23 protein-coding genes are annotated in these 23,796 nt (G+C 46.4%); 12 read left to right on the top strand and 11 right to left on the bottom strand.

The window, feature by feature from the left end:
- Positions 1–79: 79 nt before the first annotated feature.
- The 3 genes from KHO06_RS26120 (at position 80) to KHO06_RS26110 (ending at position 2,669) form a co-directional block, all read left to right on the top strand.
- Complete coding sequence (locus tag KHO06_RS26120; protein WP_045415205.1) at positions 80–616, top strand: nuclear transport factor 2 family protein; 537 nt, start codon at positions 80–82, stop codon at positions 614–616.
- A gap of 109 nt (positions 617–725) precedes the next feature.
- Positions 726–1,268 carry a peroxiredoxin-like family protein gene (locus KHO06_RS26115; RefSeq protein ID WP_079401548.1) on the top strand — a complete coding sequence of 181 codons (543 nt, stop codon included), beginning with the start codon at positions 726–728 and terminating at the stop codon, positions 1,266–1,268.
- A 162-nt stretch (positions 1,269–1,430) separates the two neighbouring features.
- A complete protein-coding gene (locus KHO06_RS26110) occupies positions 1,431–2,669 on the top strand; it encodes a DEAD/DEAH box helicase (RefSeq protein ID WP_212582911.1) in 1,239 nt (412 codons plus the stop codon).
- 73 nt (positions 2,670–2,742) lie between these two features.
- Here KHO06_RS26110 and KHO06_RS26105 read toward each other — a convergent pair whose 3' ends face one another.
- The 7 genes from KHO06_RS26105 to KHO06_RS26075 all read right to left on the bottom strand — a co-directional run bounded on the left by KHO06_RS26105 (position 2,743) and on the right by KHO06_RS26075 (position 9,365).
- The gene (locus KHO06_RS26105) at positions 2,743–3,909 is read right to left on the bottom strand and encodes a MalY/PatB family protein (RefSeq protein ID WP_212583448.1); all 1,167 of its coding nucleotides are present in this window, start codon (positions 3,907–3,909) and stop codon (positions 2,743–2,745) included.
- A 12-nt stretch (positions 3,910–3,921) separates the two neighbouring features.
- Positions 3,922–5,397 (bottom strand): Na+/H+ antiporter NhaC, encoded by a 1,476-nt coding sequence (gene nhaC, locus KHO06_RS26100; RefSeq protein ID WP_212582910.1) that lies wholly within the window; start codon positions 5,395–5,397, stop codon positions 3,922–3,924.
- 137 nt (positions 5,398–5,534) lie between these two features.
- The gene (locus tag KHO06_RS26095; protein ID WP_047476724.1) at positions 5,535–6,545 is read right to left on the bottom strand and encodes a LacI family DNA-binding transcriptional regulator; all 1,011 of its coding nucleotides are present in this window, start codon (positions 6,543–6,545) and stop codon (positions 5,535–5,537) included.
- A 206-nt stretch (positions 6,546–6,751) separates the two neighbouring features.
- On the bottom strand, positions 6,752–7,531 hold the full coding sequence (locus KHO06_RS26090; RefSeq protein WP_038888710.1) for a hypothetical protein: 780 nt from the start codon (positions 7,529–7,531) through the stop codon (positions 6,752–6,754).
- A gap of 136 nt (positions 7,532–7,667) precedes the next feature.
- Entirely contained in the window at positions 7,668–8,174 is a 507-nt protein-coding gene (locus tag KHO06_RS26085) for a GNAT family N-acetyltransferase (RefSeq protein WP_212583447.1), read from the bottom strand.
- A gap of 200 nt (positions 8,175–8,374) precedes the next feature.
- Complete coding sequence (locus KHO06_RS26080; RefSeq protein ID WP_212582909.1) at positions 8,375–9,067, bottom strand: MOSC domain-containing protein; 693 nt, start codon at positions 9,065–9,067, stop codon at positions 8,375–8,377.
- A 55-nt stretch (positions 9,068–9,122) separates the two neighbouring features.
- Positions 9,123–9,365: a hypothetical protein gene (locus KHO06_RS26075; RefSeq protein ID WP_009706629.1), complete on the bottom strand. Its 243-nt coding sequence runs from the start codon at positions 9,363–9,365 to the stop codon at positions 9,123–9,125.
- Positions 9,366–9,449: 84 nt separating this feature from the next.
- On the opposite strand from KHO06_RS26075, the gene KHO06_RS26070 reads away from it, so the two are divergent.
- Both KHO06_RS26070 and KHO06_RS26065 read left to right on the top strand, forming a co-directional pair.
- Positions 9,450–10,259 carry a helix-turn-helix transcriptional regulator gene (locus KHO06_RS26070; protein ID WP_045371396.1) on the top strand — a complete coding sequence of 270 codons (810 nt, stop codon included), beginning with the start codon at positions 9,450–9,452 and terminating at the stop codon, positions 10,257–10,259.
- 300 nt (positions 10,260–10,559) lie between these two features.
- Entirely contained in the window at positions 10,560–12,716 is a 2,157-nt protein-coding gene (locus tag KHO06_RS26065) for a DUF5011 domain-containing protein (protein ID WP_212582908.1), read from the top strand.
- A 71-nt stretch (positions 12,717–12,787) separates the two neighbouring features.
- Here KHO06_RS26065 and KHO06_RS26060 read toward each other — a convergent pair whose 3' ends face one another.
- Positions 12,788–13,270 (bottom strand): Lrp/AsnC family transcriptional regulator, encoded by a 483-nt coding sequence (locus KHO06_RS26060; RefSeq protein ID WP_005429053.1) that lies wholly within the window; start codon positions 13,268–13,270, stop codon positions 12,788–12,790.
- A gap of 120 nt (positions 13,271–13,390) precedes the next feature.
- Here KHO06_RS26060 and KHO06_RS26055 point away from each other — a divergent pair, with 120 nt between their 5' ends.
- Together KHO06_RS26055 and KHO06_RS26050 are read left to right on the top strand one after the other, a co-directional pair.
- On the top strand, positions 13,391–13,990 hold the full coding sequence (locus KHO06_RS26055; protein WP_005429054.1) for a LysE family translocator: 600 nt from the start codon (positions 13,391–13,393) through the stop codon (positions 13,988–13,990).
- Between the two features lie 95 nt (positions 13,991–14,085).
- Positions 14,086–15,096: a zinc-dependent alcohol dehydrogenase family protein gene (locus KHO06_RS26050; RefSeq protein ID WP_212582907.1), complete on the top strand. Its 1,011-nt coding sequence runs from the start codon at positions 14,086–14,088 to the stop codon at positions 15,094–15,096.
- Between the two features lie 106 nt (positions 15,097–15,202).
- On the opposite strand, the gene KHO06_RS26045 is transcribed toward KHO06_RS26050, so the two are convergent.
- The 3 genes from KHO06_RS26045 to KHO06_RS26035 all read right to left on the bottom strand — a co-directional run bounded on the left by KHO06_RS26045 (position 15,203) and on the right by KHO06_RS26035 (position 18,237).
- Positions 15,203–16,288 (bottom strand): methyl-accepting chemotaxis protein, encoded by a 1,086-nt coding sequence (locus tag KHO06_RS26045; RefSeq protein WP_047476704.1) that lies wholly within the window; start codon positions 16,286–16,288, stop codon positions 15,203–15,205.
- Positions 16,289–16,554: 266 nt separating this feature from the next.
- Positions 16,555–17,250: a VC0807 family protein gene (locus KHO06_RS26040; RefSeq protein WP_212582906.1), complete on the bottom strand. Its 696-nt coding sequence runs from the start codon at positions 17,248–17,250 to the stop codon at positions 16,555–16,557.
- A gap of 225 nt (positions 17,251–17,475) precedes the next feature.
- A complete protein-coding gene (locus KHO06_RS26035) occupies positions 17,476–18,237 on the bottom strand; it encodes a DeoR/GlpR family DNA-binding transcription regulator (RefSeq protein ID WP_005533926.1) in 762 nt (253 codons plus the stop codon).
- A 276-nt stretch (positions 18,238–18,513) separates the two neighbouring features.
- Here KHO06_RS26035 and ltnD point away from each other — a divergent pair, with 276 nt between their 5' ends.
- The 5 genes from ltnD (at position 18,514) to KHO06_RS26010 (ending at position 23,710) form a co-directional block, all read left to right on the top strand.
- Positions 18,514–19,422 carry an L-threonate dehydrogenase gene (gene ltnD / locus KHO06_RS26030; protein WP_212582905.1) on the top strand — a complete coding sequence of 303 codons (909 nt, stop codon included), beginning with the start codon at positions 18,514–18,516 and terminating at the stop codon, positions 19,420–19,422.
- Between the two features lie 25 nt (positions 19,423–19,447).
- Positions 19,448–20,704, top strand: a complete 1,257-nt coding sequence (otnK, locus tag KHO06_RS26025) for a 3-oxo-tetronate kinase (RefSeq protein ID WP_212582904.1) — start codon at positions 19,448–19,450, stop codon at positions 20,702–20,704.
- Between the two features lie 11 nt (positions 20,705–20,715).
- Positions 20,716–21,363 (top strand): aldolase, encoded by a 648-nt coding sequence (locus KHO06_RS26020; protein ID WP_175581950.1) that lies wholly within the window; start codon positions 20,716–20,718, stop codon positions 21,361–21,363.
- Complete coding sequence (otnI, locus tag KHO06_RS26015; protein ID WP_011999068.1) at positions 21,363–22,139, top strand: 2-oxo-tetronate isomerase; 777 nt, start codon at positions 21,363–21,365, stop codon at positions 22,137–22,139. The genes KHO06_RS26020 and otnI overlap by 1 nt, the downstream gene beginning before the upstream one ends.
- A gap of 113 nt (positions 22,140–22,252) precedes the next feature.
- A complete protein-coding gene (locus KHO06_RS26010) occupies positions 22,253–23,710 on the top strand; it encodes a TRAP transporter large permease subunit (RefSeq protein ID WP_212582903.1) in 1,458 nt (485 codons plus the stop codon).
- Positions 23,711–23,796 lie beyond the last annotated feature (86 nt).

Genomic DNA, 23,796 nt, shown 5'->3' with positions numbered 1-23,796 from the left:
GGTTCTAAGATACATCCCAAGCCGAAAGACAAATCGGTAAGAAAGATTAACCAAGATTGATTTGCCAATGGAGGCGCTTATGGACATGCAACAAAAACTGCAACTACTACTTGATAAACAAGATATTACTGAAGTGATTTTCCGTCATGCTCGCTCTTTAGACCGTATGGACGCAGAGCTGATGAAGTCCACTTACTGGGAAGATGCTATCGAAGACCATCAGGACCCAATCTTCCCAGATTTGTTTTTCTATAACGACAATGCCCACGCTTTTGTTGAACCAGCAATGAAAGGGTTTGAAGCGATCAAAATTACACAGCACCGCATCAGCAACGTTCTCATCGAAGTGGATGGTGATACAGCAACTGCAGAGAGCTATGTGTGGGCGTACCACGTGCATGAAGAAGATGGCGTGGACAAAGAAGGCATTTTAGGTGGTCGTCACCTGTACCGTTTTGAACGTCGTAATGGTGTTTGGAAAATGGTACACCGTTTTACCGCTTTTGATTGGAACCAAAACCAAGATGCGAGCGCAGTGTGGTCCCCAAACTTTGAAGATAAGTACGTAGGTAAACGCAACAAATCTGACGAAAGTTACGAATACATTCAACGATAACTCCGGTCTGTTAGTTCGAGCGCGATATATGAGGGCAGCAATGCTCTCCACTCCAACCTGTGTCGCGCTCGTTTTATCTTAAACAACGTGAAGTAAATAGGATTGAATAATGACAACCACAAAATTTACCGCAGGTGACTTGTTCCCCTCTATCACTCTGCCAACGCTAAGTGGCGAAACTATCGAGCTGGGTACACCTTCTGAGAATGTCGATTGGCGCTTAGTGGTGGTTTACCGTGGCAAACACTGCCCTTTGTGTACTCGTTACCTCAACGAGTTAGAGACACTAAAAGCGCGATTCTTACAACTCGGGATGGACATCGTGGCAGTGTCCGCAGATAGCCAAGCACAGCTAGAGCAGCATATGGAGCAACTGAGCGTCACGTTCCCAATCGCTTATGACCTGACAGTAGAGCAGATGCAGACGTTAGGTTTGTACATCTCGGAGCCTCGCTCAGAAAAAGAGACAGACCATCTCTTTGCAGAGCCGGGCCTGTTTGTGGTGAACAGCAAAGGACAAGTTCAGCTAGTCGATATTTCCAATGGTCCATTCGCTCGACCTGACCTAGAAGTTCTACTCTCAGGATTGGCGTTTATCCGTAACCCAGAAAATGATTATCCTATTCGTGGTACCTACCAGGCGGCAATCTAATCGCTGTTTTTGCTTGAGGTATTAAAAACCAACGACGCTTGTAGACTTCCTCTTCTAAAATTGGATCGTTCGTCGACTGGATTGTGGTAAAGTCCGCGCCTGCGATTTACTGCACCTATATTGTTTTACTGCCTCTTCAACCAAAAGCACAAGGTTAAGCTAATGCCATTTTCTACTCTCTCTTTGAGTTCTGAGCTGATTCACGCACTGCCAAAAGACTTCAAGAAGCCAACCGATATTCAGGCTTTGGCAATTCCTGAGCTACTCAGTGGTAAAGACGTATTGGCATTAGCAAATACAGGCAGTGGCAAGACCCTTGCTTATGGTTTGCCTTTGTTGGAAAAGCTAAGTGTAAATCCAGAGCAAAAAGCACTGATTCTAGTACCAACGCGTGAGCTCGCAACGCAAGTAAGCGAGGCGATTAGCCAAGCTGGTCAAGCTATTGGTCTCAACGCAGTGTGTCTGTGTGGTGGTGTGGATAAAGAGACGCAACTACAAGCACTTGCGGCAAACCCTCAAATTCTTGTTGCGACAACAGGTCGTTTAGTTGATCTGGCGAACAACGGTTTGGAGCTGAGTAATATCCATTACCTAGTGTTGGATGAAGCGGATCGCTTGTTGGATATGGGCTTTTGGCCTGACGTGCAAAATATTGCAGGGCAGACTTCAAACCAGCGTCAAACTGCGATGTTCTCAGCAACGTTTTCTGATGAGTTGAAGGGCAAAGCCAAGCAGCTGATGCATGCACCGAAACAGGTAGCAGCGCATCAAGAAAATAGCACCAATCAAGATATTGCTGAGACGCTATATCTCGTCAACAAAGGCAGTAAAACCAAAGCCTTGATTGAACTTATCAAGCAAAATGCATGGGCGCAGGTATTGGTATTTATTGGCGCGAAAGAGAACGCTGATGGTTTGGCTAAGAAATTGAACAAAGCTGGAATCACAACCAATGCGCTGCACGGTAATAAGAGCCAAGCAGAGCGAGAAGACGCGCTGGCGCAGTTTAAATCTGGGCAAACACAGGTGTTAATTGCCACCGATCTACTGGCGCGCGGTATTCACATCGAGCAACTACCAGTAGTGATTAACTTTGAGTTGCCAATGCACGCAGAGACTTACGTTCACCGAGTTGGGCGTACAGCCCGTGCAGGCGAGCAAGGTGTTGCAATGTCACTGGTCTGCCATGGCGAAGCCGAAGCGCTTACCGCGATTCGTAACCTGACTCAACGTAAATTGCCAACGCAAGACCTTGAAGGTTTCCCGGTAACGGATAAGCCATCAACAGGCGAAAGCAAGCGTGCTCCACGTGATAAAAAAGCCAATCGTCGAACCAATGCCAAGAAGAGCATTAAGCAGTTCCAAGGCAAGCCGAAACGCCAAGCGCCTAAAGCTAAATAAACAGAGCCAAATAAACAAAAAGCCACGCTTCAATGTGAGAAGTGTGGCTTCGTTTTATCTGTTGTTTGTATGGTTAGCTTAGCGCATGTTTGATTCTTACCAAGGCTTCATCCAGTGTGCCAGCTGGGCAGCCTAGGTTAAGGCGAGCAAAGCCAGAGCCTTCTTTGCCGAAAGCAATGCCCATACTTGGCACAAGTCCAGCGGCAACAAACTTTTGCTCCAGTTCAGTGTCAGTTAGGTTAAGCGCACGACAATCTAACCAAGCCAAATAACCTGCTTGTGGCGCAACAAACTTCACTTCTGGTAGTTCCGTTTGCACAAACAACTCAAGCTTGGCGATGTTAGCTCGCAGATAGTCTTTTAAGTCCACCAACCAACCGGAGCACTCTTGATACGCGATAGTCGCGGCACTCATTGATAGGCTATTGAACACGTCCATACCATGCGCATCTAGCCTGCGAGTAAACTGTGCTCGGAGTGATTCATCTGGAATCATAAAGTTAGAGATTCGCAGTGAAGACAAGCCAAACGTCTTGCTTGCAGCCGTAGCCACGATCAGACGTTTTGTGAGCGCTTGTGGCAAACGCAAAGCCGAGTAGTACTGCGCATCGCCAACCACTAAATCGCCCCATATTTCATCACTTAGCAGCCACACTTGGTATTGCTCACACAGTTCGGCAACCTTTGTCATTTCGCTTTCAGACCAAACTCGCCCCGTTGGGTTATGTGGATTGCAGAAGATCATTGCTTTTGCACCATTAGCAAAGCAGGTTTCGAGATGATCAAAGTCGAGTTGATAGTCGCCGTTGGTTTCCGTCAGTGGGTTCTCGACGACAAGACGATCGTTGAATTCAATGATCTTACGGAAGGAGCCATATCCCGGACTTTGCATTACGATGCCATCGCCTTTTTCGGTGAGCATTTGTAATGCCATCGCGAGCCCAGGAAGTACGCCATGTACCGTAGTGATCCAGTCACGCTCAACGTTGGTAGCATGTTGGTTTTGATACCAATCGATAGTGGCTTGGTAGTACGCATCATCGCGTTCTGCGTAACCAAAAATCCCATGCTTCACACGTTGTTGTAGTGCGTCTAACACCACTTGTGGCGCTTTAAAATCATAATCGGACACCCACATCGGGAGTAAATCCGTCCCAGCCAATCCCAGCTTTTGCTGCATAAAGTCCCATTTAACAGAGCCACTTTCCTTGCGGTTCAGAATTTGGTCGAAAGCGTTCATCAATGATTTACCTTATTTTGTTTCTACTGCTGGTGTATTTGAATGCTCTTCAGCAATCTGTTGTTCGTTTTGTTCTGGCTTGGCTTTGGCGATACCAAAGCCAGTGAAGCCATAAATCAGAGCGAAGATGACGCCGGTGTAACATTGAATCGCCCATGGTAGGTAATCCAGCGTTGCCACGCCTAGCGTACCTGCCATGTAGATACCTGCAGCTGTCCAAGGAACCAACGGTTCGATAATGGTGCCGGCATCTTCGATGGTTCGAGACAGATTCTTAGTATCTAAGCCCATTTTGCGGTAAGCGTTTTGGAATAACTCACCCGGAATCAACAGCGCGAGCTTGCCGTCAGAAGTGGTGAAAACCACAGTGATGGTTGCCACAACGGTCGAAGCAATCAGCTGACCTGTGGTGTGAATCGCATGTAGGAATTTGCCTAGCACCACGTTTAGTGCGCCAGTTAGGCTCAAAATACCAGCGAAGGCAAAGGCACAGAATACTAACAAAATCGTGCTCATCATTGAGAACAGACCGCCACGGTTAAGCAGCTTGGCGATATCTGGCACTAAGCCATTTACGCTGTGACCATTTGCCTCAAACATGGCTAGGTTGAAGCCGTCTACGTAAGCTTGAAAGCCTTGTTTTAGTGTGAAGTCTTGGAAAACCATGCCTAAGACAATCGCGATAGCCGATGCGCCAAGCATCAATGGCAGAACAGGTTTCTTAGTTAACGCGCCCCACAGGATCATCACTGGCGGAATAAGAAGTAGAATGTTTAAGTTGTAGAGATTGTCTAAGCCCGAAATGATTTGAACGACTTTCTCTGGCTCGTGAATGTTCGCGATATCAGCGCTTTGACCCGCAAAGAAGAAGACGACAGACGCAATCACAAAGCCCGGCAGGGTGGTGTAAAGCATGTGTTGAATGTGTTCGTACAAGGTTGTGCCTGAAACGACAGGCGCGAAGTTGGTTGAATCGGATAGCGGTGAGATTTTGTCACCAAAGTACGCGCCAGATACCACCGCACCAGCCGCAGCTGCGAGCGACACATCAAGACCTGCCGCTACGCCCATTAGTGCGACACCTACGGTACCTGCAGAGCCCCAAGACGTACCCGTGCATACGGAAACGACACTGGTTACAAAGAAAGCGGCGATAAGAATGTATTCAGGGCTGATGACTTTTAGTCCCCAGTAAACCATGTAAGGGATTGTGCCGCTGACCATCCAGCTGGCAATCAAACCGCCAACCGAGACCAAAATCAGAATGACTGGCATTGCTTTCGCCAGTTTCTCTACGATGGCGTTAATGATGTCATCCCAGTTGTAACCGATCTTCCACGCGATAAGACCAGTAAAGGCAGCTGAAATCAGCAACAGAACTTCAATGCGAAGTCCGAGTATTCCGTATCCGACAGCCAGAAGCGCAAACATCACCGCAATAGGGGCGAGTGCTAATCCGAACGACGGCAGAGGCTTAGAATTTGTCATGTTATTTATCCTCAGGATCGATGTAGGGTTTGTTCGGAATGGATAATAACGGTCACATAATAGGCAAAATGAGAGCGGTGTGTTGTTTTCATGTAAGCGCTTACATGAGGTGTGCGAATGTAAGATTCATCACGTTTTTATCCGATCTTTTTTATTGCTTTGACGGTTTGGCGGCTGACTAAGCTTGCTTCGAATTGATGTAAGTTCGGTGGAGAATAACCATCTTTACTCAAATTTAGCGCCAGTTTCGCCGCATAAGTCGACATTTCATCAATCGGGTTATGCATGGTGGTCAATCTTGGATAGAGGTAGCGAGCAAGTAACACATCATCAAATCCAACCACAGAGATATCATCTGGGACCGACAAACCCTGCTCATGCAAACTTGCCATTAAGCCCGCTGCCATTACGTCGTTAAACGTCACCACCGCAGTGACACCTGGACAGGATTGAATAAGCTGACGACCTGCTTGTTCTCCTCCAGACTCGCTGAAGTTTTGGTTGATTACCCAACCCGTTGGGATCGCTAAGTTGGCTGCATTCATCGCGTCTCGATAACCCTCAAGGCGGTCGGTTCGATCTTCAATGGGCAAATCGCTGGTGACACAGGCGATCTTGCGATGACCTTGCTGAATCAAATATTCGACCGATTTGCGAGCCCCAGCTCGGTTGTCTACCCAGACAGAACGATTGGAGATTTGTGCAATGGTGCGGTTGAGCAACACCATCGCCGGAAGCTGCGCTGCGTATTGCATCAGCGTGGTGTCATCGAGCATTTTGGAGTGCACGACCATCGCCTCACAACCCTGACTAATGAGAAAGTCGAGTCCTTCTTTTTCTCGTTGCGCATTGTGCCCGCCGCTAACCACGACCAACTGGCAACCATTAGCACGAGCCACTTCTTCAACACTTTTGGCGATCAAGGCGAAGAACGGATCGGCTAAGTTACCAGTTAATAGGCCAAGCGTATTATTGCTGCGGTTCGCCAACGCTGTTGCACGCGCATCTCGGCGGTAGTTGAGTTCTTTAATCGCGCGCTCGACTCGTTCTTGCGTCACTGGTTCAACATAACTGGTGCGATTGATAACACGCGAGACTGTTGCCGTAGATACGCCAGCCATGTCCGCGACGTCTTTCATGGTTGCCACTCGATTTCTCCAAGAGGGTAACAGGGTAAACAAAGGAAGATGAAACGTGGCTGAGTGTAGCGGCTATTTATTGTTGGTTATGTTAGTAAGCTCAAAGGATAGAACTTTAGAAAAAGAGGCTGTTTGCTTGTGTCAGTAATTCAACAAGATAGGAAGAACAAAAAAGCCCCAAACCTGACGATATCAGGTACGTGGCTTCTTATCTATTAGCCTATCTTTTTGTAGGCGACGATGTGAGATAAGAAAAGGAGAGAGTATCTCTCGTTGAATCTGATTTTGTACTCGTGTTCAGCTTCCGATAGTGGTACCCAACCATTGCCAAAATAATCGTTTATATCGTCAACTGCTTCAGTCTCATCTTTTAAATGTTTTTTGCTCCACTGATAGGTACAGGCTAAAACCAAAACACCATTAGGAGCCGTTGCGTCCATTAATGCTTCCACGACCGTTTTAGGGGAGTCACATTGATCCAGTACGTTCAAGCAAAGGCTCAAATCATGCTGCTTAGCTACCACGCCACTTTCAAAAGGTGCTTCGATGAGAGAAAAATCCACATGGTCACAAGCTCTGGCTATTGGCGATGCATCAAATGTGAAATACTTTTGCTCCTTTAAGCTCTTAATATAGTGGAAGTCACACTCTCCCCCATCTACCAGTAGTTGTTTCAAGTTTGATAGCAAACGATGAGAAGGTTCTACGAGCGTAGCCGAATTGATACTTGGTATGTTGGTTATCAATTCATAACAGTTTCTTCCCAGAGCAGGCCCCACTTCTAATAGGCTTTTTGGAGAAAGGTTTTCACTAGCGAGCGCTTCAACAACAAACTGCGCGACGTCTTTCGAGTGGCTTGAAGAGACAAACCAATCAGGGACTGCTTTAGACTGGCTATCTAGCGGCTTGCTCACGCCATTTTGTCGAAGTTTATCAAGCCACTGAATCTCGAAATATGCCGCTAACCCTTTGTGATCGATATAGAAATCTTCCACTTTTACTCCCTTTTGATATTCCGTTATTGAGCGCTGATTTTGCCGCATCGTTCAAAGGTGAGTAAATGCTAAATACCAAACATTGAAACTCTGTCTGCTTTTATTTTGTAATATTTACAATGAGTTAATGTTGTTTTTATGCTGAGCAGATAACTTTCGGAATGTGTCTAAGACCCAACATAGTGCATCCGTCTTCCAAGTAGCTATCGGTGACAACATCAAAGCCGAACTTGCCGTAGTAGTCTCTCAAGTGTGCTTGTGCGGAAATAAAAATGCTGTCGTTCGGGTAGATCTTTCTTGTGGCATCGAAGCTCACTTGCATCAATTGGTTGCCGATGTTTTTCCCTCTGTAATCCTCTGCGACGATAACGCGACCAATACACACGTCATTGGCATCAGAGTTCAGCAAGGGTAAAACGTCAACGGGGTATCCGATTTTCGGAGGCATAATACGACTATAAGCCACCAGGCGTTCGTTATCATATCCCATCACGTGGTAGGTGTCGGGATGGTTATCCTTACCATCCAAATCGCTGTATGGCGTGTTCATGTCTACGATGAAAATATTGACTCTTTGCTGCAAAAAATCGTAAAGCTCTTGAACAGACAGGTCTGCGAATTTCTTAATTCTCCACTCGAGCATCATGCTTCCCCTTGTATTATTTTGGGTACAACATAAAGAGTATTTGTACGGGATTCATTAACCTTTGTTAATTGCCAAGCTCCAGCTTAAATACAGATTTGCTGTATTGAACGGCTAAAAAGCAAAAGCCCCACTGACTTGGTTGTGGGGCTAATATTAGAAGGGATACGCTCCGATCTATCGGGGAGTCAAAACGAGAATTAACCCGCAGTCGGACCAACCAAACGCATTTCCCAATCTTCGACTTCACCGGTTTCTAGGCGGCGCTCAACAAGCTTGCCCCAAGATTCAACTAATGGAAGTTCCGCTAGTTGGCTTAGCTCTGTTTTATCTAGGCAACCAGTAAAAACAGCGCCCATGATGCGAGCCAATGACCAGTCTGGGTAAGGTCTTTCACACAGAATAATTTCGTCACCTGCGCCGATGTCGCCTTCTTGTAACACGCGGAAGTACCAGCCTGTTCGAAGCGTGTCTTGCAGTCTTCTCGCCATGTCGTTTTGCTCGAAGCGGACGTTGAGTTTCCAGCAAGGCATGCGACCTTGGGATACTTCCAATAAGGTTGTGCCGATGCGGATTTTATCTTTCAAGCAAATGGACGCTTCTGTTACGCCGCTTGAGCTTAGATTTTCACCGAACGCGCCAACTGATTGGAAAACCGCTTTATCGCCCAACTCTTGTTGCCAAACTGGATAGTGCTCGCTTGGGTAAATATGAAGGGCTTTTTGAATCCCACCATGAAAGCGTGGATCGCCTTGTTCATCATTGGTAAAACCCAGTTCTGTTGCATGCTGACGCTGCGGCAGAACCTGTTTGTTAATCGCACTTTTCGCACCATGTGCAAAAGCAACGGTTTTACCTGCTAATACGCTGTTAACTACGCCTAACTTCTTCATATTCTTTCCTTATCGCCTGAAACTGATTTGCCAAACGGTGTGAGACAAGACCGCGTTAGCGTTCGCCCAATGATTTGAATACCGGAATCGCTGCCAGTACTTCAATGCGCTTTTCTGTGCTTTTTAAGTAGCGCGTTTCGCTATCTGAAACCAACACATGACGTTGATAACCTTCCGTTTTAGGGAACTTGGTTAACACGGTTTCAAGCGATGCTTCGCACTTGTCTTGGTTGATGTTATCAATATCGACTTTGAATAAGAGTTGGTTTTCTTTGGATATTTCCACTTGATATCGCATACGTCGCACCTCACGGCTTCATTCACTTTGCCGGGCATGATAGCCTAGTGAACTTGTGTCAGAGTAGGGATGTAAGGACAATTAATAATGCCAACCCGCCAAATCGATTCTCACTCCGGTGTCATGACCTCTAATGAGATGATGGCTGCTAATCCTCACTCACCAGCTTTGGTTAAGACCATCGACATGCCGAAAGGTTACATTGATGCGCTGCACCAACACACGTGGCATCAAGTCATCTTCCCGATCAAAGGGTTATTACAAACCAAAACCGATCACTACCAACACCTTGTGCCTCATACCTCTGCGCTGTTCGTACCTGCGGGTATTCAACATGAATCCATCGCGCTAAGCCATACGACATTTGTCGGTATCTATCTAAACCCTAAGTTCGGTACTGAGTACGAGCATCAAGTTAGAACAATCACACTCACGCCGTTCTTAAACGAGCTGTTACAGGAAATACGCCGCCAATGCGAAGGGTTCGTCAGTGATGAGGAAGTATCGCGCTTGCTTGGCGTACTCCACGATCAAATCATGAAAGACAACGTGCAGACCTTTCAGTTACTGCTGCCTGAAGACAGGCGTTTAAAGTTGATATTTGAAGCGTTGACCGACACGCCAGCATTGGATTGGTCACTCAAACAGTGGGGAGAGAAAGTCGGTGCATCCGAACGAACTTTGTCGCGCTTGTTCTCCAAAGAGTTCAACACCTCGTTCCAACTTTGGCGACAACAAATTCGGCTGATTTATTCACTGTCTTTGCTTGACGAAGAGCTCTCTATCCAAAGTATTGCCGATCAAGTGGGGTATCAAAATGACTCTTCCTACATCAAAGCGTTTAAAACCTATTTTGATGTCACCCCACAGCAGTTTCGAATGAATAGCCGATAAGTTCTGTTTTCAAAGCTGAAGCTGTATTGCAGATTGTTCTTTCCCTCAAAAATTCGAATGCCGAGCGATAAGCTGCACCCCTAGTAAGCCCAATCTAACTGAGTTATTTAACATTTCATTTAAATCATTTGCTGTATTTAAATTCATGTCGCGAATGACAAAGCAATACATAATCTGACATTAAACTTATTGCATATGATTTATGATGCTTTCGCCTAAAAAATTATACTTATTATGGGCTTAAAGTAGAGTAAAGACGTTAATGTGAGCTCGTGATAACAATGGAGTCGATGAGCAGCAGTGACGAATAATAACAATGTAACAGAGGTTTATAACGTGAGAAATATCGCTTGGACTGCGAGTAATGTTAATAAGTTGTTGGCGACCTTGGCTGTTTCTAGCCTGTTGTCTGGATGTGGTGGTGGTGGGGACTCTGATTCCACCCCTGCTGCAAAACCTCCAATTGAGAATAAGAAAGATGAAACCCCACCGGTAATCACGTTAGTAGGGGGCAAAAGCATCACAGTTTATCTGAATGATAAATTTGAGGATCCAGGCTTTACTGCAACAGATAACGTGGATGGTGACATCAGTAAGCGCGTAAAGGTTAGCTACGACAAACCGATAGATACTGACACTGTGGGCACCTACACAATAACGTACACAGTCACGGATAAAGCGGGTAACAAAGCTGTGGTATCTCGTGAAGTGAAGGTCGAAAGCAAAGCGATTCCGGCCCCAGATGTAGAGAGCGACAAAGATACCGAGAAGCCTCAAATCACACTAAAAGGTGGTGAGGAAATCATCGTTTATCTGAACGATGAATTTCAGGATCCAGGCTTTAGTGCAACAGATAACGTGGATGGTGATATCAGCAATCGTGTACAGGTTAGCTACGACAAACCGATAGACACTGACACTGTGGGTACCTACACAATAACGTACAAGGTAACGGATAAAGCGGGTAACAAAGCAACGGCGTCTCGTAAAGTGACGGTAAAGAGTAAAGCGGTTGCAGATACCGAGAAGCCTCAAATCACACTAAAAGGTGGTGAGGAAATCACCGTTTATCTGAATGATGAATTTCAGGACCCAGGCTTTACTGCAACAGATAACGTGGATGGTGACATCAGCAAGCGTGTACAGGTTAGCGGCAAACCGGATACTGGTACTGTTGGCACTTACACATTAACGTACAAGGTCACAGATACCGCGGGCAATGAGGCAACGGCAAAACGAGTCGTCGAAGTTGTTGAAGGCATTGTCTTTAGAGACAGCGATATTACTCTGTATGAAAATGAGTACCAGCACCGAATTTGGTATGACGTAAAGTCAGGCAACATCGATGCGTCGAAAATAACATTTGAGCTGTCAGACCAATCCACAGCGACGGTGGAGAAAGCACAAGGCCAGACACTGGATGTTGAGTTGGTAGAGGTGAAAAATTCGACGTCTAAAAGCGGATATTTCACTTTGGCTATTCATGATGACGAAGAGTTCGAAGGTAAAGAAAGGATCGTGGTAAACGTTCTGAGTGACAAGGCGTTTGTTAAGGAACTGAATATTGATCTGGATGATACTGATTCTAAAGGACTAGTTGAGCACGGCGCTCTAACTGCTATTGGGCAAGTGCCATACTATAGAAGGGTTGTTCTTGATGATATGCTTTACGCCTTTGATGGTTTGAAGATAGCGAAGTATGACCTAATCAATCAGAGCCGAGTGAAATATCTTGATTTGACGCACTGGTCAATCAAATTTGATATTCAACCCTATTGGCCTCAAGTTGTTATTTATCAAGATGAGATCTACTGGCTTAACGAGAATAAGTTATATCAAGTTGATAAAAACGACTTAACTCCGAGACTTGTCTCTTTAGTACCTGCACACTTTCAGCATGGGTCTCGCCCAAGCCAAAAAATCTTAGCCATTTTAGGTAATAAGCTCTACGTGTTTGACAACGGACTTGACGATGAAAGTTTCCTTCTCCACGGACACGGATACCACAGTTATGATTTTGAAACTGGTGAGTGGCTAGGCCTTCCTGATTTTCCAGATGAAGGAGTATATGGAAAGCATTGGGCGATGTCCGTTTCTGGGACTAAGGTCGTGGGCGATGATATATACATCCTAGAGGAAAAGTATTTTAGTGTTTTTAACACAAAAGAATGGACATGGTCACAGGTTGGTACAGGGTATAAAGGTAAGTCGGCGGTTGAAGCGACACTTTCTGACCGGGCTCACTTCTCTGGTAGCTTTGCGTACGATTTTTTAAATCGCGATAAAGTTAAGTATTTCACTCGTTATGAGTTTGATGCCGATATGAAGGTAACAAGTGTTGATGAACGAGTAATACCTTACTTTGACTATGACCCTATTATGTATAAAGGCCGTTTGTACATGACCGATGGTAAAAGCACTGATTTGTTGTCTATTTACTGGGGCGATAACCACTAAACGAGTTTTAATATGAAGACCCTAAGCCAGCGCCCTGTCGCTGGCTTTTCTTTAGGTATGGAAAAGTTTTCCTAACCGATTGGCAACTGAAAGGTACTCTTAATTTCCTTTACGGATACGTTGGATTGAATGGCGCTGATGCCTTTCACGCGGCGAATCGCACTGATGCGGTCAAAGTATTCGTCTAAGTCTCGAGCCACCACTTGCACCATATAATCTGCGCTGCCAGCAATGCAGTGACACATTAAGATCCAGTCGGTTTCAGCGACAAAGTCTTCAAAAGGCGTGGTGTTTTCCACTTCATGGCTGCCTAGTGTCACCAGCGTAAAACCAGAGACTTGGAAACCGAGCTTTTTGCGATTCAGCTTCGCGGCATAGCCCTCAATGTAGCCTTCCTCTTCCATCTTTTTCCAGCGTCGCCAGCAGGGCGTTTCACTCAGGTTAACGGTCTCGGCAAGCTTAGAGTTACTCATGCGACCATCTTTCTGAATATGGTCAAGAATGGCGAAATCGGTACTATCCAATTCAAAGTTGGTGGATTCTTTCTTTTTCATAATTATTTTAGAAATAGTCTGCTCAAATTGGCTTTTATCGTAGCGCAGATAGCAATTTTCTTTCTACCCAAATCGTTAGACTGTTCCCATATTCGTTGATTACTTTTTGGGAGAGAGTGCATGAGTGCTCAATTGTTGGCGGCATTTTTGTTGTTTGCCGTTTCTATTTCTTTAACGCCGGGAGCAGGCAACGTCGCGCTGTTAGGTATTTCTAGCCGATATGGTTTTTCTGCGACCGTGCCATTTGTATTGGGCAATGCAGTCGGGGTGATCATCATGTTGGTTGGGGCAAGTGTGGGGCTTGTCAGTTTGTTTACCCTTTACCCAGATTTGTACACGGCGTTAAAGTGGATTGGAGCGGCGTACCTGCTGTATCTCGCATGGTCGATTGCCACAATGGAACTCGATAATGATTCGAATGCGAAAAAGTCCGGATTTTTATCTGGCGTTTGGGTGCAAATTCTCAATCCGAAAAGTTGGGTTGCCTCGCTAACGGTGTTCTCTCAATTTATCTCGCCAAACAATGATTACTTAACTCAAGTGGTGATCATCATTAGCGTGATGGTGGGAACCGGTGTGCTGGGGATGTTTGCGTGGGCGTATTTTGGCACCGTATTGAACCGCTTTATTCAGTCACCACAAAAGGTGGTGTGGGTAAACCGATGCATGGGCAGCAGCCTAGCGTTAGTGGTGGTGTTTATGCTGAGTCAGCCCGTTTAAGCCCTTATCCAATTTGACGTGCGCGCCGAGAAAACGTTATATACCCGTTTCGCTATGGTGCGCCATATTCCCTCAAGCAATTCAGTGGTATCCAGATGAGCTTAACTAAGACCAACTCGACCAAGACAAACACTCGCGTTAATCAACTGAGCTTTGGTTTGCCAAGTGAATCGTTGGTGTTGGAGCATGTTGAGCTAGAGCCACTGGCTTTGGGTAACGTTCGCGTGCAAATCGAAGCCACGAACATTAATCCAAGCGACCGATTATCGATTCAGGGAGTAGGGCAGTATCGTCGTACCCATGTACCGCCGCGAGTGCCAGGGTTTGAAGCGGTAGGGCGTGTGGTTGAGATAAACGATCCGCATCAAACCGAATTTCACATTGGGCAAAAGGTGCTGGTGGCACAAAGCGGGACTTGGCAAAGCTATGTCGATGCGCCTGTGGAGAATGTCTTTGTAGTGCCAGAAAGTCTTGAGAGCGGCTACGCTTGCCAGCTGTACATTAATGCCCTGACGGCTTGGGTGATCACTACTAAAGTGGCCAATTTAGGTAAAGAGGATGTGGTGATCATCAACGCGGGTAATTCTGCGATTGGTAAGATCTTCGCTCAGTTGTCGCAATCGCTCGGATTTACTTTAATTGTGATAAGCTCCGCGCCAGAGCGTTATCCATACGGTTCCAATGCAGTGCTAGATTGTAAGCAAGATCTGCAATCTCAAATCGATGTCCGAGATCTGCCTCAACCCAATATTGCATTCGATGCCATTGGCGGCAAGTTGGGCACAGAACTCATCCAAGTTGTGCGTAATTCGGGAACATACATCAATTACGGAACGCTTTCTCTCACCCCTTATGAGCCAGCTTTCTTCGCTTGTATGAAGCAAAGCAATATCGACTTCAGTACGTTCTTTTTGCGCTACTGGGAAGAGTCAGTTGGTAAGATCGTTCGAAAACAAGTCTTTGCTGCGATGCTAGAACACTTTATGGAACACCAGATACAACTCGATGTGGATTGCTACCTTCCGTTAGAACAGTTCCAGCGTGCCTTCGAGCTGATAGAAGATGAGTCGGTCACGCTGCAAGGCAAAATTATTCTGACCATGTAGTAACTGTATTCAAACATCTTTAGGTGACTTGGGGATATTGAAGAATAAAAAAGGGATGGCATTCACCATCCCTTTTGCATTTTCGTTGGGGGTTATTGAGCAGCTTTTAACTCGCGATAATCTCATCCATCAAGCGGTCTATCTGAACGACCACTTGTTCGCTGGCGTCTTCCATTGCGTTAATTGCGGTCACCATGCCGGCCATATTGCCAGACTTGGCTTGGCTCATTGCTTCACGTCCGCTGTCGTGCACGCCTTTGTGTGGCTCTTCTAGCAGCGCATAGCTTCTTAGGTGGCTGTAGGCTTTGCCATCTCCACGGTAGTACCACTGGCCTAAGCGACATTCTGAGTGGCTATTCACCGTTTCACCAAATGCTCCGCTCTGTAGTAAGCGATAGATGTTGTTCTTCCAGATGGCGTGATCAAGTTTCACCGTGTCCAAGAAAGCACGGGTGGACGCAATATGAATCACCTGCTGCATGTGTTCCGATTTCACGACGACTTCGTTCACGATAGAACCAATTTGTGCGGAAGATGCTGAAACTTCTTCTGCACAGGTCTGGTTTTCATCGATAGAGGTTTTAATCGCGTTGACCTGAGTGAGCACTTGATTCACCAACGAATCAATTTGTTCACTAGCCTCGCTGGCTTTACCTGCCAGGTTTCTTACCTCGTCAGCCACCACCGCAAACCCACGCCCAGCCTCGCCAGCACGCGCAGCTTCAATCGCTGCATTTAAGGCGAGCAAATTGGTTTGATCAGAAATCTCTTGAATCGTCGATACAAGGTGAGAGATAGAAGTGGCGGTGTTATCTAATATTTGAACCGATTCAATACTTTGGGAAGCTTGAGTGCTGATCTTCACCGCTCGGTTATCAAGGCGGGCAAGAGCTTGATGCGTTTGTTTAAACATCTCATCAAGTTGTTGCAGCTCTTGGTTTTCATGCGCCATCGACTGTGCACTTTCAACCATCTCGGTTCGAATGGTTTGGAGCATGTCTCCGCCTTTCAAACTGCTCGACATCAACTCGTCGCTATTGTGGTGCTCTTGCTGTGCAGTGCGAACAAGCTGTTGTGTTTCTTGGAGCTGTTTTTCCAGAGCAGTAACGTCAGTTTGGTACTTCTTTTTGAGGTCTGCGAGCTCTTGCTTAAGCGCCTCATTTTCCGATTTGATTCGTTTTAATCCAAACATAGATTTTATAAATGTAACGAGATGTTAAAAAATCCATGCTAATCGAGTTGAGTATTGAATACACGATAACATTCATATATTTGCCAAGCTGAATCACACTTTTTCTGTAAGGTTTATTGAAACAAGAGATATGAACTTTAAAGAATCAGGGCTTAACAACTCTTTTTTACACGTGCGTCGTAGTGTCCTCATTCTAAAAACAAAACCCCGATAATTGGCGAGCAACTATCGGGGTTCTTTTTTATCTTAATGCATTTGAGCATGTATTACTTGGTATGAAAAATCTGCTCAGTTTCTAGTGATGTCATTGCGCGAACTTGGCGCCAGATGTAGTAGAAAATACCAAACATCATCAACATGCTCGGAATCGCAATCATTGGGTAGCTGTAAAGCGTTAGCTTGCCCAACTCTTCATTGAACGCGGCAGTACCTGCAGGGCTAGTCACAATCCAAGTTGCTAGGAAGTAGTTCATCGCTGATGAGAACGCGAAAGTACTTGCGAATAGGTAGTTAGAAGACATCAAGCAACGTTCAAACGCCTGAGTTTTGCCATTCTGTTCTAAACGCTCGTTAATCAGCGGTAGGTTCAAAATCGTGTCGTTCAGCAGCATCTTCTGCATAAGCGGGTAGCGGGTGAAGGTAGAGCCCAGTACCGCGATACCAATCAAACCCGGAATTAATGCTTCTTTCAATGCCAACCAACGCGTATCTAACTCTAGCAAGCCGATGCCGCCAGTTAACAGCACACTGATAAAACCAAGTACAGAAATGAAGTTGAATTTCTTGTTGCGGATAAGGTCCATGCCGCCATACACCAATGGGAACATCAAGGCGACAACCAGTGCCATTGCTGTACCTAGGTGCTCTTCACCACTGAACTTCATCAGAATGAATGAAGGGATGATGACGTTAAACAGGATCTCGAATAGGGGATTCGACTTTTTCGCCGTGGTGTTACTCATAACTTTACTGACTCTACTATGTCGGCTGAATTTTACTTTGGGGGAAGTGTTCTACTCCTTGCGCCAGATGTAAAGCCTTAAAGCCCTGAGTTGTGTAACGACTTATGAAATAAATAGCGAATGAGCCCACATTGGGCAAGGTTTTAGGTGTTATTGGGTAGGTTAACCAGGCCTACCTAAAACGGGTAAGCCTCTTTGTTTTTTGAGGCGAGAAGGGGGGAGTTATTAGTTGCCTCTAATCACACTTAACCCTTTGTCCATCAGTTCTTGTGTTACTACGTCAGACAGATTGGAATCGGTAATGATGCCGTCTAATTGCTCGATATTTAATGCATGAAAGCTGGCAATTTGGCCGTATTTGGTGGAGTCAGAAACAAGGTAGTTAGTTTGTGCCGCTTTGATGATGGCCTTTTTTACAAGGACTTTGTTTTCGTTTGGTGTTGATAAGCCTTTTAAGCTCCAAGAAGACGTCGAGATAAAGGCAATATCAATGTTCAATCCGTTCAAGAACTCTGCGACTTTTCCACCAACTGTGGATTGGTTTTCACGATCAATTTTGCCTCCGGTATGGTAAAGCTCACATTGACTGTGCGTCATCAGGAAACCCGCAATAGAGAAGTCATTGGTGATCACTAATAGATCGTCACGATCCGCTATTTGATGGGCGATCTCTAGAGAAGTGGTTCCCGCATCCAAGTAAATCGTAGCGTCTTTGCCAATTAACGTGGCAGCAAGTTTGCCAATTTGAACCTTCTCATCCGCTTGTTGCTCGACTTTAGCGTCATGGGAAAGCTCAGAATGTAAAGCCTGAGCCAGTTGCACTCCACCAGAAACAGAGACGACTTTACCTGAGGATTCCAGTTTTACGATGTCACGGCGAATGGTCATATGTGATACGCCAAGGTGGTCGGTTAAATCTGAAATGCTTAACACTTCTTGGTGTGATAACAGGGACAAGATGGTTCTTTGACGTTCTGCAGGGATCATGATTTCACTTCTATATTCTTGTTTTTCAGTATCCTACCAACCTTTTCGCTTTTTGTGAATATCTGTGAATATCTGTTCTCAACCTAATAAGCCTTGCCCTCCCTTGTGTTAACTGATCAGGTTATCTCTGCCCATAAAGGGGTAAATATCACTTTCTTGTTAATTTATGTGAAAAAATGTGATTTAAAGCGAAGTCTCGGATTAATGCTTCACATATAATCACACCAACTAAACAAGAATTAACAAAATTCAATTTACCAAGAAGGCATTGTTGTTATGAGCGAAGTTCAATCTGTCGGTGTTATCGGTTTAGGCTCTATGGGAATGGGCGCGGCGAAGTCATGTGTGCGTGCTGGCCTTGATGTATATGGTTTCGACCTGAATCCTAGTGCTTTAGAAGAGCTGGGTGCATTTGGCGCGAAAGCGGTTTCTACCAACGCAGTCGAGTTTGCCGATCAACTTGATTCTGTGTTGGTTTTGGTTGTGAATGCGGCGCAAGTTAACACCGTATTGTTCACAACAGGTCTTGTAGCTGCGCTCAAACCCAATACGCCTGTCATGGTATCAGCCACTATCTCGGCAGAAGACGCCAAGCAAATTGAAGCCAAATTGGCTGAGCACAATCTTGTGATGCTTGATGCGCCGGTATCTGGCGGCGCAGTAAAAGCAGAAGCTGGTGAGATGACCATTATGGCGTCGGGCGCGCAAAGCACCTTTGATGCGCTGGAGCCTGTACTGAGCGCAACGGCTGCCAAGGTATACAACATTGGTGAAGCTGTAGGCCTTGGTGCGACAGTGAAAATCATTCACCAACTGCTTGCGGGTGTTCACATTGCAGCAGGTGCCGAAGCGATGGCGCTTGCCGCTCGTGCAAACATTCCATTGGATTTGATGTACGACGTGGTGACCAATGCCGCGGGTAACTCTTGGATGTTTGAGAACCGCATGAAGCATGTCGTCGACGGTGACTACTCGCCGAAATCAATGGTCGATATTTTCGTTAAAGACCTAAACCTTGTGTCAGATACCGCGAAAGATCTGAAATTCCCTCTGCCACTTTCCAGTGCCGCCCTAAACATGTTTGTAAGCGCAAGCAATGCGGGTTTTGGTCAGGAAGACGACAGTGCCGTTATCAAAATCTTTAACGGTATTGAGCTTCCTGGTGTGGAAAGCAAAGACAAATAAGCGCAAGTAAAGTGGAGAAGTAATTATGTTATTAGGTGTTATTGCAGACGACTTTACTGGTGCAACTGATATTGCCGGATTCCTTGTAGAAAATGGCATGCGTACCGTGCAGCTTAACGGCATTCCAAAGCAAGAGGTTGATATTAATGCCGATGCGGTTGTGATCAGTCTTAAATCTCGCTCTTGCCCTGTCGATGAAGCAATCAACGATTCGGTGGCTGCGTTGAAATGGCTACAAGAGAATGGCTGTCAGCAGTTCTACTTTAAGTACTGCTCAACTTTCGACAGCACAGCTGAAGGTAATATTGGTCCTGTTACTGATGCGTTGCTAGCCGAGCTAAAAGAAGGTTTCACCATTGTTTGTCCTGCGTTGCCGGTTAATGGCCGCACGGTTTACAACGGCCACCTGTTTGTATTCCAAGACCTGCTCAGTGATTCTGGTATGCGCAATCACCCAGTGACGCCAATGACAGATTCTAGCTTGATTCGCATGATGGATGCGCAGTCACAAGGCTCATCTGGTTTGGTGAACTTCCAAGTGATTGAGCAAGGCTCCCAAGCGGTGTCTGAGCGATTTGAAACCCTCAAACAACAAGGTGTTCGCTATGCTGTTGTCGATGCATTCAATGCCGATCATCTAGTGACGCTCGGTCAGGCAGCGAAATCTCTTAAGCTGGTTACCGGTGGTTCTGGCCTAGCGGCGGGGATTGCTAAGAACTGGGCAGAACATCTGGCCGATCAAAGCGATGCTAAGAAAGCGGGCAACCCAACCAAGGCGCCGACGGTGGTGTTCTCTGGCTCATGTTCTGTGATGACCAATCAACAAGTTGCCATTTACAAACAACAAGCACCGCACTTCGCGATTGATGTGAAAGCCTGCCTTACCGATGAAGCGTACTCAAATCACGTGTTTGATTGGGTGATGACCAATATCGACAGTGAATTTGCTCCGCTGGTTTACGCAACCGCAGAGGCAACGGTTCTAAAAGCCATTCAAGAAGAGTTTGGCGCACAAGCCTCTAGCCATGCCGTTGAGCAATTCTTCAGTAAGTTGGCTATCAAACTGCAGCAACACGGTGTGAAGAACTTCATCGTTGCTGGTGGCGAAACATCTGGCGTCGTTACGCAAAGCCTCGCGGTAACAGGGTTCCATATTGGTCCTCAAATTGCGCCAGGCGTGCCTTGGGTGAAACCCGTCGATGGCGAGCTTTCACTGGCGCTGAAATCCGGCAACTTTGGTGATGAGCATTTCTTTGCCAAAGCGCAGTCGCTTTTTGAATAACAGGGGTTGTGATGAATAAAGATTTAATGGCAGAGCAGCAACTGCGAGATCAAATGGTGACCATGGCTCGTTCTATGTTTGAGCGCGGCTACGCAACGGGCGGCGCTGGTAACTTGTCTGTGAAATTACCTAATGGCCATTTTTTGGCAACGCCTACGGGCTCCTCGTTTGGACGTTTAGTGGCAGAAGAACTGTCTGTCGTGGATATCGATGGCAACCATATCTCGGGTAAAAAGCCGTCGAAAGAAGTGGCATTTCACCTAGCCATTTACCGCAATAATTCGCAATGCAATGCCATCGTGCATTTGCATTCAACGTACCTAACGGCGTTGTCTTGCCTTGAAGAGTTAGACCGCGCCAATGCCATCAAAGCATTCACACCTTACTTTGTGATGCGCATTGGTGAGCTACCAGTGATCCCTTACCTGCGTCCGGGGGATCCACAAATCGCAGAAGAACTCGCACAACGTGCTGGTGACTATCGTGCCTTCTTACTGGCTAACCACGGCCCGGTCATTACAGGCACAGACTTTGAAGATGCAGTAGACAACGCTGAAGAGCTGGAAGAAACCGCAAAACTGGCGTTCATTCTTAAAGACAGCAACATCCGCTACCTAACGGATGCCGAGGTTCAAGACCTAAAAGGGAGAGGTAAATAATGGCTAAGTTCGCAGCAAACCTAACCATGTTATTCACAGAAGTGCCGTTTTTAGAGCGTTTTGAGAAAGCGCATCAAGCGGGATTCAAAGCGGTAGAGTACCTCTTCCCATACGCATTCGAGGCGCAAGAACTGGCCAACAAGATGGAACAATTCGGTTTTGAACAAGCACTCTTCAACATGCCTCCGGGTGATTGGGATGCTGGTGAACGTGGCTTCGCCGCGATTCCGGGCCGAGAGGATGAGTTTAAGGCGAGCGTCGATACTGCGCTGATGTACGCCAAAGCACTGAAGTGTAAAAAGGTTCACGCTATGTCTGGCATCGTTGATTCCCGTTTCACTCGTGAGCAGCATATTGAAACCTTCATCTCAAACATTCGTTATGCAGCGGATAAGTTTGCCGAGCAAGGTGTTGAGCTGATGATAGAGCCACTCAACAATCGCGATGTACCGAACTACTTTGTCGCCCATCAACGCGAAGCGGTCGAGCTGATTAAGCAAGTGGATCGTCCAAACGTAAAACTGCAACTCGACCTTTACCACGCTCAAATTATGGATGGCGACCTAAGCACATTAATTCGTGAAGTCGCTCCTTACACCGGCCACATTCAAATCGCCTCAGTACCTGAAAGGCATGAACCGTCAGAAGGTGAGTTGAACTACCCACACCTGTTCAACGTGTTGGATGACTCAGGTTATCAAGGCTGGATTGGCTGCGAATACAACCCAAGGCACAGTACTGAAGAAGGTCTTGGTTGGGTTCGTCCTTACCTCTAATAAAAATACTTATAACAATTTCAGTTGCTTGCGCAACAACGTGTACTAGGTGATGAAAATTCATCGCCTAGCCGCACGCACCCTACAGAATCAGAAACAAAAGGAACATAAAAATGGATGGAGCATTAATCGGCATTGTCATCGGTATTCTTGCCATGATGGGAATGATCATAAAAACACGTATTCCCGTCGCACTGGCAATGGTTATTGCGAGCATCATCATGGGTCTATTCGCAGGCATGGCGCCGACAGAACTCATTGATGCAATTAAAGCGGGCTTCGGCGGCGTACTAGGCGGTATCGGTTTGATCATTGCCTTCGGTGTGATCATGGGCGCGTGTTTTGAACGCTCTGGTGCGGCGGTTCGTATGGCGAAAACCTTCGTTAAGATCTGTGGTAAAGGCCGTGAAGACTTGGCGCTTGGTTTCACTGGTGTGCTGGTGGCAATCCCAGTTTTTTGTGACTCTGCGTACATCATTTTGCACTCTCTTGTTCGCGCAATTTCACGAGATACGGGTAAATCTGCCGTGGGTCTTGGTGTGACACTCGCACTTGGCCTGCTTATCACTCACGCACTTGTGCCGCCAACACCGGGCCCTGTTGCGGTAGCCGGTATTCTTGGTGTCGACCTAGGTGAGTACATGCTGTGGGGGTTAATGGTATCTGTACCTATGATGCTGTTATCGATGATTTACATCCGCCGTGTGGGTAACGAGTACTACCGCGTACCAAACGGCGATGGCTGGATCACAAACCAAGCGGATTGGGCAAACCTAGAAAAAGTAAAGGCAACAGACGATAAAGAGCTGCCAAGTAACTTCCTTTCTTTTGGTCCAATTCTTGTTCCAATCGCACTTATCCTTATCAACACACTTGTTGGCTCAGGAGACACGTTCCTTCATACGGCATTGTCGCTGCTTGGTAACCCAGTTGTTGCTGTAGGCCTTGGCGTACTAATGGCATTGTACGGTCTAACTCGTAACATCGACCGCAAAGACATGGTTGGCTCGATGGACGATGCGTTATCAACAACGGGTCTTATCCTAGTGGTAACGGGCTGTGGTGGTGCAATGGGCGCGGTACTTAAAGCGTCTGGCGCAGGCCCCCAAGTGGCAGAAGCTATTGCTAGCAGTGGTATCCCACCACTACTTGTGCCATTGGCTATCGCGTCTATGCTTCGATTGATTCAAGGTTCGGCTACAGCATCGATGATGGTTGCTGCGACAATGACGCTACCTCTAGTCGAGACATTAGGTCTGGATCCAGTATTCGTGGCACTGGCGTGTGCGGTTGGCCCGGTTGGCTTCTCACACCTTAATGACTCTTACTTCCACATCATCAACCGTACGCTAGGTATTACAGAGTTGGCAGACCAAATTAAAATCTGGTCAGTATCGTCAACCGTGGCGTGGGCGATTGGTGCATCGATCATCATGGCGCTAAACCTAGTCTTTGGTAAAGGTGGCACGCTCATCGACCCTCTGGTACCAATCTTAGTGCTTGCGGCCGTCATCGTTTGGATGAAGTCAAAAAGCAATAAGGCAGCGAAGCCTGAATTAGCCGCTAGCTAATTACTCGCTCAAGGTAAAATGTTCAAAGCCCCTAGCTGAAAAGTTAGGGGCTTTTGGGTATCTAAGACGCTGCTCTTTCTGGATAA

It is taken from the genome of Vibrio sp. B1FIG11, assembly GCF_905175335.1.
GTDB classification, from domain to species: domain Bacteria; phylum Pseudomonadota; class Gammaproteobacteria; order Enterobacterales; family Vibrionaceae; genus Vibrio; species Vibrio campbellii.
Note: the sequence above shows the minus strand (reverse complement) of the source record. Positions and strands in the feature narration are given on the sequence as shown.

Coding starts and splice junctions, on each gene's coding strand:
- KHO06_RS26105 (WP_212583448.1), bottom strand. CDS start 3,909: ATGAACGCTTTCGACCAAATTCTGAACCGCAAGGAAAGTGGCTCTGTT.
- KHO06_RS26050 (WP_212582907.1), top strand. CDS start 14,086: ATGAGCTTAACTAAGACCAACTCGACCAAGACAAACACTCGCGTTAAT.
- ltnD (WP_212582905.1), top strand. CDS start 18,514: ATGAGCGAAGTTCAATCTGTCGGTGTTATCGGTTTAGGCTCTATGGGA.
- KHO06_RS26020 (WP_175581950.1), top strand. CDS start 20,716: ATGAATAAAGATTTAATGGCAGAGCAGCAACTGCGAGATCAAATGGTG.
- KHO06_RS26110 (WP_212582911.1), top strand. CDS start 1,431: ATGCCATTTTCTACTCTCTCTTTGAGTTCTGAGCTGATTCACGCACTG.
- KHO06_RS26035 (WP_005533926.1), bottom strand. CDS start 18,237: ATGATCCCTGCAGAACGTCAAAGAACCATCTTGTCCCTGTTATCACAC.
- KHO06_RS26045 (WP_047476704.1), bottom strand. CDS start 16,288: ATGTTTGGATTAAAACGAATCAAATCGGAAAATGAGGCGCTTAAGCAA.
- nhaC (WP_212582910.1), bottom strand. CDS start 5,397: ATGACAAATTCTAAGCCTCTGCCGTCGTTCGGATTAGCACTCGCCCCT.
- KHO06_RS26120 (WP_045415205.1), top strand. CDS start 80: ATGGACATGCAACAAAAACTGCAACTACTACTTGATAAACAAGATATT.
- KHO06_RS26085 (WP_212583447.1), bottom strand. CDS start 8,174: ATGCTCGAGTGGAGAATTAAGAAATTCGCAGACCTGTCTGTTCAAGAG.
- KHO06_RS26060 (WP_005429053.1), bottom strand. CDS start 13,270: ATGAAAAAGAAAGAATCCACCAACTTTGAATTGGATAGTACCGATTTC.
- otnK (WP_212582904.1), top strand. CDS start 19,448: ATGTTATTAGGTGTTATTGCAGACGACTTTACTGGTGCAACTGATATT.
- KHO06_RS26055 (WP_005429054.1), top strand. CDS start 13,391: ATGAGTGCTCAATTGTTGGCGGCATTTTTGTTGTTTGCCGTTTCTATT.
- KHO06_RS26040 (WP_212582906.1), bottom strand. CDS start 17,250: ATGAGTAACACCACGGCGAAAAAGTCGAATCCCCTATTCGAGATCCTG.
- KHO06_RS26075 (WP_009706629.1), bottom strand. CDS start 9,365: ATGCGATATCAAGTGGAAATATCCAAAGAAAACCAACTCTTATTCAAA.
- KHO06_RS26115 (WP_079401548.1), top strand. CDS start 726: ATGACAACCACAAAATTTACCGCAGGTGACTTGTTCCCCTCTATCACT.
- otnI (WP_011999068.1), top strand. CDS start 21,363: ATGGCTAAGTTCGCAGCAAACCTAACCATGTTATTCACAGAAGTGCCG.
- KHO06_RS26080 (WP_212582909.1), bottom strand. CDS start 9,067: ATGAAGAAGTTAGGCGTAGTTAACAGCGTATTAGCAGGTAAAACCGTT.
- KHO06_RS26010 (WP_212582903.1), top strand. CDS start 22,253: ATGGATGGAGCATTAATCGGCATTGTCATCGGTATTCTTGCCATGATG.